Here is a 14199-nt window from a genome sequence, read left to right as displayed (position 1 = left end):
GCCCTAGACCCGGTCGTGCCGGCCGGCGGCGCCCAGCTCGCCGGTGGCCAGACGCTGCTGCACCTGCTCGGTGAGCGCCTGCAACTGCGGCGAACAGACCGGATGCAGGCCGCGCGGGCTCCGGACGGTCCGCGTCGCGGCGGGCAGTTCGGCCAGGTCGGCGGCGAACCGGCGGCGGGCGATGGCGACCTCGTCGGCCGGCGCGTCGCGGGGCCGCAGCAGCAGGCCCGCCCGCAGCACCTGCTCCAGCAGCGGCTGCGTGCCCGGTGGCGCCTCCTCGTTGCGCAGCGCCAGTACGTCGGCGCAGCCCGGGCCGCGGAAGACCTGTTTCGCGCCGGGCGCGGTGGCCTTGCCGGTGGAGAGCTTCATGACCGGTCGCCCGGCGTACTCGACGAGTTTGTACGCCGCATCCAGGTAGGGCGAATCGGCCGCGGTCCCCACCTTGGTGCCGACCGCGAACACGTCGACGGGCGCGCCGGCCGCGAGCAGGTCCTCGACCCCGTACTCGTCCAGTCCGCCGCTGACCACGATGCGAGCGCGAGCGAGCCCGGCGGCGTCCAGGATCCGCCGCGCGCGCACCGCGAGCGCACCCAGATCGCCGCTGTCGAGCCGGACCCCGATGTCGCGGTCCGCGGGCAGCCTCCGCAGCACCTCCACCGCACGGTGCACGCCCTGCTCGGTGTCGTAGGTGTCGACCAGCAACGTCACCGGGCCGGTGGTGCTCCGGGCGAAGGCCTCGAAGGAGGTGGTCTCGGTGGGGAAGGCGAGGACGAAGGAGTGCGCCATGGTGCCGGTGGCACGCAGCCCGTAGGCGTGGGCGGCGGCGACGTTGCTCGTGGCCGCGAACCCGACGATGGCCCCGGCCCGCGCCGCGTGCATCCCGGCCTCGACGCCGTGTGTGCGGCGCAGCGAGAAGTCCACGACCGGCCGGCCGCGGGCCGCGAGCACGGAGCGGGCGGCCTTGGAGGCCAGCGTGGTCTGGTGGCTGATCTGATTGAGCACCCAGGTCTCCATCAGCTGGGCCTGCGGCAGCGGCGCGGTCAGCTCCAGCAGCGGCTCGCCCGCGAGGACCACCCTGCCCTCGGGCACCGCCCACACATCACCGGTGAAACGCGTGCCACCCAGCCGCGCGACGTCGGCCACCGGCACTCCCAGCGCGGCGGCGAAGACGGCGAGATCGTCATCGGTGATCACGAAGTCGGCGAGGAAGTCGATCACGTCGGTCAATCCGGCGGCGACCAGGAAGCCGCGTTCGGCGGGGAGCTCACGGGTGAACAGACTGAAGGTGGCCGGCTCGGTGACGCCTTCGTGGAGGTAGGCCAGCGCCATCGTGATCTCGTAGAGATCGGTCACGGCCGCGTCGCCGCGGGACCGGGTGCGCGTCGGAGTGCTCTCCGGCATCTCAGATCCTCCTGCCGCCGTCGGGCCATCGTGGGCACTCAGCGCGGCGAACGGGCAGGGCCGGACGTCGCATCACGCCGGGTCGGCGGTCCCGGGGCGCTGCACGTCACGGGCGGCGTGGCCCCGAGGGGTTTACGCCCACCGGCCCGGGACGGCAACCTGGCTCCCGCGCTGCCTGCGGGTCGCCTCGTGGGCCGTACCCGGAGAGGAGTCGCTGTGTCGACAACCGATGGCAGGCCGGTGGTGGTCGGGGTCGACCCGTCCCCGTCGGCCCGGCAGGCCGCCGAGTGGGCAGCGACCGAGGCCGCCCGCCGCGACGTGCGTCTGCAGGTGGTGCACGTCGTCGGGGAGTCCGGTGGGGACGAGGTGCCGGGCTGGCTGGACGAGCTGCTGAGCGCGGTCCGCAAGCAGGGCACCGCGCAGGCCGACGCCCGGGTGGAGCGGGGAAAGCCCGCCGCCGTGCTGCTCGAACACGCGCGCTCGGCCGGGCTGGTGGCCGTCGGCGGCTGGGGTTCGGACGCATTCCCGGGCATGCTCGCCGGCTCCGTCGCGCTCACCCTCGTCACCCACGCCGCGTGCCCGGTCGCCGTGGTGCGCGGCCCGGCACCCGATGTTCCGCCCCGCCGGGACGGGCCGGTCGTCGTGGGCGTCGACGGCTCACCGGACGGTGACGCCGCCCTCGACCTCGCCCTCGACATCGCGGCACAGGAGGACGGCGAGCTGGTGGCGGTGCACACCTGGAGCGACGTGGTGCCCGGACCCGGCGGCGGCGCGATCCGGTTGCGAGAGGACTGGGACGTGCTCGAGGAGCGGGCCCGGGAGGTGCTGGCGCAGCACGTGGCCGATCACCAGCGGGCCCACCCCGAGGTTCACGTCGAGCAGCACACGGTCGCCGACCGGCCGGTGCGCGCGCTGCTCCGGCAGGCCGGCGCCGCCCGGCTGCTGGTCGTGGGGCATCGCGGTCAAGGCGGGTTCACCGGGATGCTGCTGGGCTCGACGAGTCAGGTGCTGGTGCAGTACGCGTCGTGCCCGGTCCTGGTGGTCCGGTCGGACGGCGCCGCACCGACCGCGTGACCGGGCGCCGTCAGCCGGGCATCAGCACGAAGGCCAGTGGCCGGCGAGGGGTGGCGGGCAGCTCGGCGGCTCCCTCCTGGGCCCATCCGATCCGGATGATCAGCTGCGGGTGCCCGGAGACGTGAAGAATCTGCTCGGCCAGTTGCCGGCGGGTGTACCCGACCTCCACGGCCTGGCTGAGCGGTGTGCACGCCAGCCCGATCCGGGTCGCGGCGAGCAGCACCGCGCTGGTCGCCTCGCCCGCGCGCAGCTGATCGACGACCCCGTCGCCGGCGGTGGTGACCACCATGAAGGTGGCTGCCTCCGCGTCCGGTTCGAGGCGGCGCGGATGGGCGAAGAGCCGGCCGCGCGGGAAGCGGCGCAGTCCAGGGCTGTCCTGATCGGCCCCGGCATCGGGCACGGAGGCCCGGGGGATCCCGTCGTGGGCAGCCGTGCAACGCCTGGTCCAGATCGCCAGCTCGGCGGGGTAGCCGGGTGTGTACTGCTGGCGGCGCGCGGCCTCCGCGAGCGCTGCCACGAGCCGGTCGCGGGCCTGCTCCTCGGCGACCGGGTGCAGGCGGGTCCGGTGCCGGGCAGCCTGGCCGACCAACGACGCCACGATGCCGGGAGGAACCGGTCGCGCGCTGAGCCGGCGCCGGTCGGTCCGTCGGCGCTCGATCGCGACGGCCAGGCCGACGTCCCGCCGGTCGACCCGCTTGTGGCCTGGGCGCACCGTCGCCAGGTGCGCCGGGTTCTCCGGATCGGGCAACCGTTCGGTGGACGCACCCCAGCCCAGCCGGGCGAGGGCGACGCGCAGGTGATCCAGGGCCGCCCCGCAGCTGATGACCAGATCCCGCCGATCGGGGTCGGTGCCGACCAGGTGGCGGTTCCAGTCGGCGTGCAACTCCGCCGCGTCCTCGCCGATCCGCCACCGCCAGGGCTGGGTGTTGTGCACCGACGGCGCACGCAACGCCTGCTCGAGAGCGCGGTACAGCACATCGGGCGGGACCGGGCCGACGGGACGGGCCGTGGCTGGGTTGCTCACCCGACGACCCCGATCGGTGCGCGCCGTCCGGTGACGGCGATGAAGGGCCTGCCGAGTCCGGCCATGGTCACGTCAGCCGGTGACCGGCCGGGCCCGGCCGACCGCGATGTAGCCGGTGCCGAACGCCACCTCGGTGACGTGGAAGTCGTCGAGGTACTCCTCGAGCAGCCGCCAGGGGCGGTCGAATCCGGTGAAGTCACGGATGTACGGGGCATGCACGGCGCGGACGACGAAGGTCAGCGGAACCTCCCAGGCGGGCGGGAACTTGCCGCCGGCCCCGACGACCCAGGCCCCCGGGCGCAGGTGCCCGATGACGTTGTCCAGCGCAGCCGGTGACTGCAGTACGTCGTGCACCGCGGAGAACAGGGCGGCGTCCGCGATGCACGGGATGATCGCGTGTTCGGCCGGTGCCTCGATGAGCGTGATGTTCCGCCAGCCGTGTGCGTCGGCCTTCGCGCGGGCCTCGGCCAGCATCGCGGGGGCATCGTCGATGCCGATGACGGTGCCCTCGGCGCCGATCTCGTCGAGGAGCAGCGGGAAGCACAGCCCGGTCCCGCAACCCACGTCGAGCACCGTGTCGCCGCGGCGCAGCGGTAGCGCAGCCACCAGACGGCGGCGCCAGGACTCGTAGGGGGCGGTGTCGTGATCGTAGGAATCCGCGCGTTCGGAGTAGGCCGGCAGCACCGGGGCCAGACCGATCTCGGTTGCCTGGGGCATGGGATCACCTCACAGCTCGGTGTCGCTCACCCGTGACTGTGCGCTCGGGTTCCGGGGCGCAAACAGTGGCGGGAGACCCGCAGCGCGGCGCCGATCGGCCACGCCCCGCCCGGGACTCCGGTCCGCGGGCCCGGGCCGTTGTGCCCTCGTCGGCCCACCCGCCGGGTGCCGTGCTCAGTTCGGCAGGAGCATCGAGCGCAGGTTCCGGCGGGGTGTCGCCGGGAGCTCGGCGGATCCGTCGGCCGGCCACCCGACCCGGATGATGAGCTGAGGGTGCTCGGGGATGCGCAGGACGTGAACCCGGACGTCGCGGCGGCTGCTGTCGACCTCGAGGGCCTGGCTCAGCGGGGTGCAGGCCAGACCGAGCCGGGTCGCGGCGAGCAGGACCGCGCTGGTGGCCTCGCCGGCGCGGAGACGGTCGAGCTGGCCGTCACCGGGGGTGGCGACCACCAGCAGCTCGGCGGCGTCGTCGGCCGGGCCGCGCCCGGGCTGCTGTGCCGGCTGGGTGAGCGTCGCCCGCGGGAACCGGCGCAGCGGTGAGGTGCCGACGAACCCGACCGGTGCGGGGGACACGTTGGCGGCGGGGACGCCGTCGTGGGCGTCGGCGTAGCGGTGGGTCCACAGGTGCAGCTCGGCCTGGTAACCCGGGGTGTCCTCCTGCTCGTGGGCAGCCTCGACGAGGGCGGCGGTGAGCCGGTTGCGGAGGTCCGCGTCGGTGACCGGGAGCAGCACCGCACCGAAACGCGGGGCCTGCTCGACGAGGGCGGCCAGGTGGTCCGCCGGCACCGGCCGGTGGCTCATCCGGCGTCGTTCGGTCCGGCGGCGCTCGATGCTGTCGAACAGTGCGGCCTCGGCCTCGTCGCCCGGTCCGGGCCGGACCTCGACGGTGGCGAGGTGGCCGCTGTCCTCCGGGTCGGGCAACCGGTGCACGCGCACGGCCAGGCCCAGTGCGGCGAGTGCGACCTGCAGATGGTGCAGAGCGGCTCCGCAGCTCAGCACGAGGTCGCGCCGGTCCGGATCGGTCGCCGCCAGGTGCCGGTCCCAGTCGGCGTGCAGCTCGATCGTGTCCGGGGTGATGCGCCAGCGCCAGGGCTGGGTGTTGTGCACCGACGGAGCCCGCAGCGCATGCTCGACCGCTGTGGACAGATCCGCGGCCTGCGAGCGGGTCATGGGGCACCTCCGGATCCGCGCCGTGGGCGACGCGGTGTGACCAGCATGGATCGCGTGTACCGGTGCGGGCAGGGGCGTTGGTCCCCGGGTGGGAGGCCGGCCGCGGCCCGGTGGCTCGTCCGGTGACCCGGCGCCCGGGCGGCGGGGTCCTTCGGCCGTGCCGGCGAGGGGGTGGCCCGTTCTACCGTCTGCCGGGCTACGGGGCGGAGGGAGGAGCGGATGGGGCAGGTGACGCCTGGGCGCAGCATCGGCGGGGGCCGATGACGACTCGGCTCGATGCGGTGGGGCGCCACCACCGGGCAGATGCGTGGACGCTGGTCTTCGACGGCTGGGACCCGGCCGGGGAGGGTCGGCGAGAGGCGCTGTGCACTCTCGGCAACGGATATTTCGCGACCCGGGGCGCCGCTGCGGAGTCCTGCGCCGACGACGTGCACTATCCGGGCACCTACGCCGCCGGCTGCTACAACCGGCTGCGCGACGTGGTGGCCGGCCAGGCCGTCGAGAACGAGAGCCTGGTCAACCTGCCGAACTGGCTCGGCCTGCGGTTCGCGATCGGGGACGGGGACTGGGTCGACCTGTCCGCGGTGCGGGTGCTGCAGTTGCGCCAGGTGCTCGACCTGCGACGCGGCGTGCTGAGCCGTGTGGTGCGTTTCGTCGACGCCGCGGGCCGGCACACCTCGTTCCGGCAGCGACGGTTCGTGCACATGGGACAGCCGCATCTGGCGGGCCTGCACACCACGTTCACCGCCGAGGACTGGGGTGGCCGGTTGCGGGTCCTGTCCGGGATCGACGGCATGGTCGCCAACATCGGAGTGGTGCGGTACCGGCAGCTGTCCGGGCGGCATGTCGAGGTGGCCGGGACCGGCCGGCCCGACGAGGAGACCCTGCTGCTGATCGCCCGCACCACCCAGTCCGAGCTGCGGATCGCCGAGGCGGCCCGGACCCGGGTCCTCCGGGAGGGGCGGCCCATCGAGGTCCCGCGTCGGCTGGTGGAGGAACCGGCGCGGATCGCCCAGGAGCTCGACATCGAGGTCACCGCGGGCGCTCCGGTCGCCGTCGAGAAGGTCGTCGCGCTGTTCACCTCCCGCGACGTCGCCATCTCGGAGCCGGCGCTGGCCGCGGTCGAGTCGCTGCGCGACACCGCCGGGTTCGACGACCTGCTGGAGAGTCACGAGCTGGCCTGGCAGCAGCTCTGGCACCGGTTCGCGATCGACCTCAGCGACGGGCACGGGCCCGCGCACCACGAGACGCTGCGCACGTTGCGGCTCAGCGCGTTTCACCTGCTGCAGACCGTGTCGCCGCACAACGAGGACACCGACGCCGGCATCCCGGCCCGCGGTCTGCACGGAGAGGCGTACCGGGGTCACGTGTTCTGGGACGAGCTGTTCGTGTTCCCGGTGCTGACGCTGCGCCTGCCCGAGCTCGCCCGGGCGCTGCTGCTCTACCGGACCCGCCGGCTCGACGCTGCCCGGCGGGCGGCCCGGGCTGCCGGCTACACCGGGGCGATGTACCCGTGGCAGTCCGGCAGCGACGGCCGCGAGGAGAGCCAGCGGATGCACCTCAACCCGCGGTCGGGCCGGTGGCTGCCCGACACCAGTCACCTGCAGCGCCACGTGGGCCTCGCCGTGGCCTACAACATCTGGCAGTACTACCAGGCCACGGGAGACCTGGCGTTCCTGGTCGAGCACGGCGCCGAGGTGCTGCTGGAGATCGCACGGTTCTGGGCCGGCATGGCCCGCCACGACCCGGCCCGGGGCCGCTATGTCATCCGCGGTGTGATGGGGCCCGACGAGTACAGCACCCGCTACCCGGGCGCCGCCGAGCCGGGCATCGACAACAACGCCTACAGCAACGTGATGGCGGTCTGGGTGCTGCTCCGCGCGCAGGATGTGCTCGACGCGCTGCCGGCGACCCGCCGTAGCGAGCTCATCGCGAGCCTCGGGCTGGGGCCTGCGGAGCTGCTGCGGTGGCGCGACGTCAGCAGGCGGATGTACGTGCCCATCCATTCCGACGGGGTGATCGACCAGTTCGAGGGCTACCGGGACCTGCTCGAGCTGGACTGGGACGCCTACCGCCGACGCTACGGGGACATCCAGCGGCTGGACCGGATCCTGGAGGCCGAGGGCCGCTCCGTGGAGCACTACCAGGTGTCCAAGCAGGCCGACGTGCTGATGCTGTTCTACCTGCTGTCGGCCGACGAGTTGCGCGAGCTGCTCGGCCGGCTGGGGTACCGGCTGCCGCCCGAGGCCATCCCGCGCACGATCGAGTACTACCTGGCCCGCACGGCGCACGGGTCCACGCTCAGCGCACTCGTGCACGCCTGGGTGCTGGCCCGGGCACATCGCGAGCAGGCGCTGGTGTACTTCGAGGGTGCACTGCACAGCGACACCGCGCACGTCCACGGCGGCACCACGGCCGAGGGGGTGCACCTCGGCGCGATGGCGGGATGCGTGGACCTGCTGCAGCGCTGCTTCGCCGGGCTGGAGACCCGCCAGGACGCCCTGTGGTTCAACCCGCACTGGCCGCGCCAGTTCGGTGTGCTCGAACTGACCGTGTACTACCGCGCGCAACCGTTGCGGGTGCGCGTCACGGGTCGTGTGGTGCAGGTCTCCGCGGAGCCGGGCCCCGGGGGCCCGGTCCGCGTGGGTTGTGGCGAGCAGGTACGTGAGCTGAACCCCGGGGAGACGGTGCGGTTCACCGCGCCGGGGGCCGCTGCGGGCGATGCGCTCACCGGCAGCGCATCCGGTGGCCGGTCCTGACCGCGTTGCCCGGCACCGTCGCGTGCAGGCACAACCGGGACGCCGCGACCGACCTCCGCAGCGGCAGCGGGGGTCGTCCGCCCCTGTCGACGGCGGCATCGCGGCGCGAGCCTCGGGCCGGTCCGCCGCGGACCCGTCCGCCGCCCACGAAAGGACCTGCCCATGCCCACCCGGCCTGATCTCACCCACATCGGTCTGAACGCGGGGAAGAAGGCGCGGTTGCGCCGGATCCTGCACGACCACGGGCTGCGCAACGGCACCGCGCTGTTCCTGCCCTACGACCAGGGACTCGAGCACGGGCCGCGGGACTTCTTCGCCAACCCGGCCGCGAGCGATCCCCGGTACATCGTGCGGCTCGCGGTCGAGGGCGGATTCAACGGCATCGCGCTCCAGATCGGGCTGGCCGAGAAGTTCTTCTGGGACTTCGCCGGCGAGGTACCGCTGGTGCTCAAGCTCAACGGGAAGACCGACATCCCACCCGACGACGCCGCGCTGTCTCCCGTGCACGCGAGCGTGGAGGACGCGGTCCGCCTGGGGGCCGACGCCGTCGGCTACACCCTCTACGTCGGCACGCCGGCCGCCGAGGCCGACTACGCGCAGCTGCACCGGGTGCGGGCCGACGCCCAGCGCCTCGGGATGCCCCTGATCGTCTGGGCCTACCCGCGCGGTTCGGCGATCGCCGCGAAGGGCGGCAAGGACTCCTTCTACGCCGTCGAGTACGCCGCTCGCGTGGCCGGTGAACTCGGTGCGGACGTCGTGAAGGTCAACTTCCCGCATCCCGAGAAGCGGAACGGCGTGCCGGCCGCCTACGACGCCGAGTTCTCGAGCCAGCAGGCGATCGACGCCGTGGTGCGGTCGGCGAACCGGACGCTGTTGCTCGTCTCCGGTGGGGAGAAGGCCGGGGACGAGGCGATGCTGGAGAAGGCCCGTGAGTCCATGGAGGCCGGCGCCACCGGGCTGATCTTCGGCCGGAACGTGTGGCAGCGCGAGCACAACGAGGCGATGCAGTTCGTCGCGAGACTCCGCGAGATCCTCGCCAAGTACCCGAGTTCGTGACGCGGCAGGCCCCGCCGGCCGTCCACGGGTGGCGGGGCCTGCCGCGATCCCTACCGGCGGTCCTCCGGCGCACCCGGTCGGGGTGCGGCACGGCCGGCGAGCGAACGGATCAGGTCGGTCGCCGTGACGATGCCGACCAGCCGACCGTGTGCGGCGACGAGTACCGCATCCGACCCGGTGGCCTCCATCCGCCGCGCGGCGTCGGAGCGCCGCATCCGGACCGTCAGCGGGACGGTGGGCCGGCAGATGTCGCCGACCAGCAACGGCGCCCCGTCGCCCAGCGGGCCCGGGGCCTGTGCCAGGCACCGCACCACGTCGGCCTCCAGCACGAGGCCGAGGCACCGCGGGCCGTCGACGACCGGGAGGTGGCGCACGCCGGTGGACGCCATCAGCTCGAGCGCCGTGGACAACGGAGCGGCCGGCACGATCGCGGCCAGCCGGGTGGTCATCATCTCGGTGACCAGCGGGTCGTCGTCGACGCTCTCCGGTGGCGCCGCGAGACGGATGGGAGGGGTGGCCATGGCGTGCTCCTCGATCTGCGGGGCTTCCCACCGAACCTCTTCCCGGAGTGTCGGTGCGGGACAGGGTCCGAGGACCCCGGGACGACAGCGGAGGTCCCGCCCGACCGCACCGGCGGTGGGCGACTCCTGCGCGCCGGTCGCCGGCGGCTCCGGGCGTCCTCCGGTCACCCGCCGCCGGCTCCGGTCGCTGAGCTGATGATTACCATTTCCGTGCCGGCTCTGGCGCGCAGCGCCTCGACCTGGTTAGCCTCTGAGTGATCGGACGGCAACACCTGGTGACGAGGGAACGGAGCCCTGCCATGGCCGAGCACAGCTCGATGCGTCACGTCGCGACCTTCTGCGGCAACTGCAACTGCGGGTGTCCCGAGCTGTTCGTCGACGAGGCCGCCGAGCCGGAGCGCCGCATCGTGATCACCGATGACTTCGGGCAGCGGATCCAGATGAGCCTCGGGCAGCTGCACGACCTGGTCGCCGACGTCAAGGGCGGGGTGCTCGACGGGTTGCTCACCTCGACCGGGAGCTGACGCTCCCACCGCTCAGGCGCCGGTCCAGCAGCCGAGAATCGTCTTCGCCACGATCAGCGCGACGTTCGCCGGCGTGAGCGGCGGGCTGCCGAGCTGCGACGGCAGCGACGAGTCGTCCACCAGCAGGACCTTCCAGTCCTTGCGGACGACGACGGACCCGTTCGAGGTGATGAAGGCGCCCTCACCGAGCCCGTCGAGACGTTGGACGTCGCCGAGCTGCCGGCCGAGACCGTCGAAGTAACTCGCCGTCTCCGCAGCGCTTGCCAGTTCCTTGACCGACATCGACAACGAGCCGCCGGTGTACTGGTAGCGGCAGGCGTAGACGTGGTCGTTCCAGGTGGGTGTCTCCACCCGCACCGCGGTGACGCCCGTCGCCTCCGCGATGTCGTTCTGCGCCTCGGGCGCGCACACCATCCGGGCGCTCGCCGAGGGCTCGTTCGCGGCCGGCTGCGCCGCGTTCGGCTGGGAAGTGGTGACGGGCGCCGCGGCGTTCGCGCAACCCCCGGCGGCGAGCGCCATCAGCATGACGGCCGCGGCGAGGCGAGCGCGGTTCATCCGGCGAGGGTAGCGCCGGACGTGTCGTCTGCATCCAGGCGTGACCACGGCGCCCATCGGCGACCCGCGGGCGAGCGGGTCCATCGCCGGGGATGCCGCCGAACCGGTCGATGTCGGCGCCGGCGATCCACCGAAAGTCGCTATTGGGCTCGTCTTGGGGGCCAAGAGAGTGTGCTCACGTGGCGACAGAGTGAATCAGTGACCGACCGTATAGAGTCATGACGTGATTGTCATCACTCGATATGGTGACGCGCATGGTCATGATCGGGCAGGGAAAGCCTCGTTGGGCCCATTCATTCGCCAGCGTCCGTCGTGGCTATGACCCGGAACAGGTCGAGGCACATCTGCGTCAGCTCGAGGTCGAAGTCGACATCCTGACCACCGACCGGGACGCCGCGCTCAAGCAGGCCGCGCAGTTTCTCGAAGAGCTCAACGAAGCACGGCGTGAGATCGAGCGGCTGGCCGTTCAGCTTCCCCGGCTGAGCGTTGCGCCCGAGAGCGTCGAAAGCATGAATGAGCGGCTGAAGTTGATGCAGCAGCTGGCTCGCGAAGAGTTCGGCTCGATGCATGCGGCGGCCGCTGCGTATGCCGCCGAGGTCATCGCCGCCGCCGGGGAGCAGGCCCGATCGGAGGTCGCCACCGCCGAGCAGGCCGCCGGTGCGACGCCTGTCGCGGCCGAGGCGGAGTGGGGCCCGGAACCGGACGGTGAGCTGGGGGCTGCCGAGGAGCCGCCGGCCGGCTCCGGGGACGACGGGAACGGTCTCGGTGAGGGCGGCACGCACGCCGAGCGGGCCGTCCTCCGGTTGCGCCGAGAGGCCGCCCGGGAGCGGGCCCGGCTGCACGAGGCGGCCATCGCGCAACGGGCTGAGGCGGACGAGGAGTTCCGGGTCGCCCTCGCCCTTCGGTGCCGCGAGGTGCTGACCCAGCTCGCCGAGCTCGAGGCCGAGAGCGTGCGTACTGCGCAGCGGCTGCTCGCCGACGTCGACGATCAGGCCCGGACCCGGCTCGCCGAGGCGAGCGAGAACGCGCAGCGCATCGTCGCCGAGGCCCAGCGAGAGGTCGACGAGCTGCACGAGTTGCGAGTGCGTCTCGTGCAGCAGCTCGCGTCGAGCCGGAAGCTGATCGACCGCACGCTGCCGGAACTGGCCGTGCCGGCACCGCGTGCCGGACACGACCTCGAGCAGTCGTAGCGTCGCGCATCGCGGTCACCTCGGAGGCGTCGCGCTCTCGTGCGCGGCCGGGCTGTCCGGGATCCAGATCCCGGTGATCGGGTGTGCGCTGCCGGCCTCACCGAGGGCCGGAAGGCCGTACATGTCCTCGATCGTGCGCAGAACGTTGTAGTGGTCGATCGGCTGGCCGGTGTCACCGGGCCGGACCATGGGACCCACCATGATTGTGGGGATGTGATTGCCGTCGGTGCCGCCGTCCTCGTCGAAGGTGACGATGAGCAGGCTGTTGTGGGTGGCGGCCCAGCTCACGTAGGAGGACAGTTGCCGGCGGGCCCAGGCGTCACCGGCGGCGACCGGGCAGTCGTGCATGTCGTTGCACATGTTCGGTACGACAAACGAGACCGTGGGCAACATCGAGTAGTCACGCGGAATGGCGGCGAGGGGCTGGTTCACCGACGCCGGCAGGTTCGGAAAATCGACCCACGGATTGTGTTTGCGGGCGTATTCGCCGCTGGTGCAGCCGGTGAAACCGGTATTCGGGAGATCCTCGGAATAGCCGACGAAGCTGTGCCCGGTGGCGAGGAGTTCGCTCGGCAGGTTCGGTCCGGACAGGGCTTGCGGGCACGAGTCGTCGGTCACGCCCTGGCGGGAGCCGGACAGCAGGGCGATGTAGTTCGGCTGACTCGGGTGGGCCACCCCGTGGGCATCGGTGAAATTGGCCCCGGCCTTGGCCAGTGCGGTCAGGTAGGGGGCGTCCGCCGACCCCACGACGGCGGACGCGTTCTTGTTCTCGAAGACGACCATCATGACGTGGTCGGGGTGCGGGACCGCCCCGGGGGCGGTGGCGACGGCAGGCCCGCCGGCGTCCGGATCCGGGGTCGGGCCGGTGGCGGAGCAGCCGGTCACGACGGTGAACGCAATCGCGACAACTCCGACGAATGCTTTCCAGCTGCCCCTGCTCTGCATGTCGTTCATTGTGCAGAACGGTCTCGCCGGAGAGCGGTGCAGGCCGGAAAGGGAAGAGATGAGTTAAGCCGGTAGTTCTCTCCGGTAAGACCGCGGCAAAATAAGCGGCCCGGTCGCCGAAAACGGCACCGTCTCATCCGGGGCCCACCGGCTCATCCCATGCGACTCGGCCCGGCGGCGTGGGCTCCCGGTGTGATCGGCGGGAGGATGGTCCGACGGACCCGGGGAAGGGGTGAGGGGTGAGCGCCACAGCGCTGTTCATCGCGGTGTTCCTGGCCTGCGCCGTCGAGGCGGTGGAGGCCCTGACGATCGTGCTCGCCGCGGGTACCGCGCGCGACTGGCGGTCGGCGCTGACGGGCGTCGGTGCGGCCCTCGTGCTGCTCGCCGTGATCGTCGCCGTGCTCGGTCCGGCGCTGTCGGCGGTGCCGCTGACCGGTCTGCGTCTCGTCGTCGGAGGGGTGCTCCTGGTCTTCGGGCTGCAGTGGCTCCGCAAGGCTGTCCTGCGGGCCGGCGGCCGCAAGGCTCTGCACGACGAGGACGCGATCTTCCGCGCCGAGCTCGCGATGGCCCGGGCGGCCGGCACCACCCGGCGCGGCGTCGTCGACGACTGGTACGCCTTCACCGTCGCTTTCAAAGGCGTGCTGCTCGAAGGGCTGGAGGTCGCGTTCATCGTGGTGACGTTCGGCAGCAACCAGGGCGACCTCCCGCTCGCGGCGCTGGCCGCCGCCGTCGCGGTGGTGCTCGTCGCCGGTGCCGGCCTGGCGGTGCGCGCTCCGCTCGCGCGGGTCCCGGAGAACGCGATGAAGTTCACGGTGGGGGTCATGCTGACCGCATTCGGGATCTTCTGGGGCGCGGAGGGGGCCGGGGCACGTTGGCCCGGGGCCGACGCTGCGCTGCTCGGCATCGTGCCGGCCGTGGCGCTGTTCGCGGGCAGCCTGGCCCTCCTGCTGCGCCACGGTGCCCGGGTCGCGGTGGCGGGGCAGTCGTGATCGAGCGGCTGTCCGCGTTCGGTCGCTTCGTCGTCGACTTCGTGGTGGGTGACGACTGGCTGGTCGCCGTCGTGGTGGTGCTCGGGCTGGGGGTGACCGCGGTGCTGGCCCGGGCCGGGGTACCCGCGTGGTGGGTGCTGCCGGCGGCGGTCGCGCTGGTGCTGCCGCTCAGCCTGTGGCGGGCCACGCGCCGGCGCTGATCCCGGCTGTCCTGCGGGGCGCGGCGGGTAAACGGAGTTTCCACTCTGCTAACGCAGAGGTGGCCGTAGCGGAC

The 14199-nt window shown here is 72.7% G+C and carries 14 protein-coding genes; 7 read left to right on the top strand and 7 right to left on the bottom strand.

Annotated elements, in window-relative coordinates; genetic code table 11:
- Positions 1 to 3: 3 nt before the first annotated feature.
- Positions 4 to 1401: a nicotinate phosphoribosyltransferase gene (locus HF526_RS10645; protein WP_169381213.1), complete on the bottom strand. Its 1398-nt coding sequence runs from the start codon at positions 1399 to 1401 to the stop codon at positions 4 to 6.
- A gap of 216 nt (positions 1402 to 1617) precedes the next feature.
- On the opposite strand from HF526_RS10645, the gene HF526_RS10640 reads away from it, so the two are divergent.
- Positions 1618 to 2475, top strand: coding sequence for a universal stress protein (locus HF526_RS10640; RefSeq protein WP_169381212.1), 858 nt, complete (start codon positions 1618 to 1620; stop codon positions 2473 to 2475).
- A 10-nt stretch (positions 2476 to 2485) separates the two neighbouring features.
- Here HF526_RS10640 and HF526_RS10635 read toward each other — a convergent pair whose 3' ends face one another.
- The 3 genes from HF526_RS10635 to HF526_RS10625 form a co-directional block, all read right to left on the bottom strand.
- A complete protein-coding gene (locus HF526_RS10635; RefSeq protein ID WP_169381211.1) occupies positions 2486 to 3499 on the bottom strand; it encodes an Acg family FMN-binding oxidoreductase in 1014 nt (337 codons plus the stop codon).
- 72 nt (positions 3500 to 3571) lie between these two features.
- A complete protein-coding gene (locus HF526_RS10630) occupies positions 3572 to 4216 on the bottom strand; it encodes a class I SAM-dependent DNA methyltransferase (RefSeq protein ID WP_169381210.1) in 645 nt (214 codons plus the stop codon).
- A 174-nt stretch (positions 4217 to 4390) separates the two neighbouring features.
- On the bottom strand, positions 4391 to 5386 hold the full coding sequence (locus HF526_RS10625) for an Acg family FMN-binding oxidoreductase (protein WP_169381209.1): 996 nt from the start codon (positions 5384 to 5386) through the stop codon (positions 4391 to 4393).
- A 260-nt stretch (positions 5387 to 5646) separates the two neighbouring features.
- On the opposite strand from HF526_RS10625, the gene HF526_RS10620 reads away from it, so the two are divergent.
- Positions 5647 to 8145: a glycoside hydrolase family 65 protein gene (locus tag HF526_RS10620; RefSeq protein WP_169381208.1), complete on the top strand. Its 2499-nt coding sequence runs from the start codon at positions 5647 to 5649 to the stop codon at positions 8143 to 8145.
- Between the two features lie 162 nt (positions 8146 to 8307).
- Positions 8308 to 9201: a class I fructose-bisphosphate aldolase gene (locus HF526_RS10615; protein WP_169381207.1), complete on the top strand. Its 894-nt coding sequence runs from the start codon at positions 8308 to 8310 to the stop codon at positions 9199 to 9201.
- 50 nt (positions 9202 to 9251) lie between these two features.
- Here HF526_RS10615 and HF526_RS10610 read toward each other — a convergent pair whose 3' ends face one another.
- The gene (locus tag HF526_RS10610; protein ID WP_169381206.1) at positions 9252 to 9722 is read right to left on the bottom strand and encodes a CBS domain-containing protein; all 471 of its coding nucleotides are present in this window, start codon (positions 9720 to 9722) and stop codon (positions 9252 to 9254) included.
- Positions 9723 to 10021: 299 nt separating this feature from the next.
- Here HF526_RS10610 and HF526_RS10605 point away from each other — a divergent pair, with 299 nt between their 5' ends.
- Positions 10022 to 10246, top strand: a complete 225-nt coding sequence (locus tag HF526_RS10605) for a hypothetical protein (protein WP_239028530.1) — start codon at positions 10022 to 10024, stop codon at positions 10244 to 10246.
- A 12-nt stretch (positions 10247 to 10258) separates the two neighbouring features.
- Here the strand turns inward: HF526_RS10605 and HF526_RS10600 are convergent, their stop codons facing one another.
- Entirely contained in the window at positions 10259 to 10801 is a 543-nt protein-coding gene (locus tag HF526_RS10600; protein WP_169381205.1) for a hypothetical protein, read from the bottom strand.
- 254 nt (positions 10802 to 11055) lie between these two features.
- On the opposite strand from HF526_RS10600, the gene HF526_RS10595 reads away from it, so the two are divergent.
- On the top strand, positions 11056 to 11991 hold the full coding sequence (locus HF526_RS10595; protein WP_169381204.1) for a coiled-coil domain-containing protein: 936 nt from the start codon (positions 11056 to 11058) through the stop codon (positions 11989 to 11991).
- A gap of 15 nt (positions 11992 to 12006) precedes the next feature.
- Here HF526_RS10595 and HF526_RS10590 read toward each other — a convergent pair whose 3' ends face one another.
- Positions 12007 to 12936, bottom strand: a complete 930-nt coding sequence (locus HF526_RS10590) for an alkaline phosphatase family protein (protein ID WP_169381203.1) — start codon at positions 12934 to 12936, stop codon at positions 12007 to 12009.
- Between the two features lie 239 nt (positions 12937 to 13175).
- Here HF526_RS10590 and HF526_RS10585 point away from each other — a divergent pair, with 239 nt between their 5' ends.
- Both HF526_RS10585 and HF526_RS10580 read left to right on the top strand, forming a co-directional pair.
- Positions 13176 to 13925, top strand: coding sequence for a COG4280 domain-containing protein (locus HF526_RS10585; RefSeq protein ID WP_169381202.1), 750 nt, complete (start codon positions 13176 to 13178; stop codon positions 13923 to 13925).
- Positions 13922 to 14125: a hypothetical protein gene (locus tag HF526_RS10580; protein ID WP_169381201.1), complete on the top strand. Its 204-nt coding sequence runs from the start codon at positions 13922 to 13924 to the stop codon at positions 14123 to 14125. The genes HF526_RS10585 and HF526_RS10580 overlap by 4 nt, the downstream gene beginning before the upstream one ends.
- Positions 14126 to 14199 lie beyond the last annotated feature (74 nt).

Source organism: Pseudonocardia acidicola, from assembly GCF_012911935.1.
GTDB classification, from domain to species: Bacteria; Actinomycetota; Actinomycetes; order Mycobacteriales; family Pseudonocardiaceae; genus Pseudonocardia; species Pseudonocardia acidicola.
Note: the sequence above shows the minus strand (reverse complement) of the source record. Positions and strands in the feature narration are given on the sequence as shown.

What these genes read in the sequence shown, in the direction of transcription:
- HF526_RS10625 (WP_169381209.1), bottom strand. Translation starts at nt 5,386, where the DNA reads ATGACCCGCTCGCAGGCCGCGGATCTGTCCACAGCGGTCGAGCATGCG.
- HF526_RS10615 (WP_169381207.1), top strand. Translation starts at nt 8,308, where the DNA reads ATGCCCACCCGGCCTGATCTCACCCACATCGGTCTGAACGCGGGGAAG.
- HF526_RS10590 (WP_169381203.1), bottom strand. Translation starts at nt 12,936, where the DNA reads ATGCAGAGCAGGGGCAGCTGGAAAGCATTCGTCGGAGTTGTCGCGATT.
- HF526_RS10600 (WP_169381205.1), bottom strand. Translation starts at nt 10,801, where the DNA reads ATGAACCGCGCTCGCCTCGCCGCGGCCGTCATGCTGATGGCGCTCGCC.
- HF526_RS10620 (WP_169381208.1), top strand. Translation starts at nt 5,647, where the DNA reads ATGACGACTCGGCTCGATGCGGTGGGGCGCCACCACCGGGCAGATGCG.
- HF526_RS10595 (WP_169381204.1), top strand. Translation starts at nt 11,056, where the DNA reads ATGGTCATGATCGGGCAGGGAAAGCCTCGTTGGGCCCATTCATTCGCC.
- HF526_RS10605 (WP_239028530.1), top strand. Translation starts at nt 10,022, where the DNA reads ATGGCCGAGCACAGCTCGATGCGTCACGTCGCGACCTTCTGCGGCAAC.
- HF526_RS10610 (WP_169381206.1), bottom strand. Translation starts at nt 9,722, where the DNA reads ATGGCCACCCCTCCCATCCGTCTCGCGGCGCCACCGGAGAGCGTCGAC.
- HF526_RS10630 (WP_169381210.1), bottom strand. Translation starts at nt 4,216, where the DNA reads ATGCCCCAGGCAACCGAGATCGGTCTGGCCCCGGTGCTGCCGGCCTAC.
- HF526_RS10645 (WP_169381213.1), bottom strand. Translation starts at nt 1,401, where the DNA reads ATGCCGGAGAGCACTCCGACGCGCACCCGGTCCCGCGGCGACGCGGCC.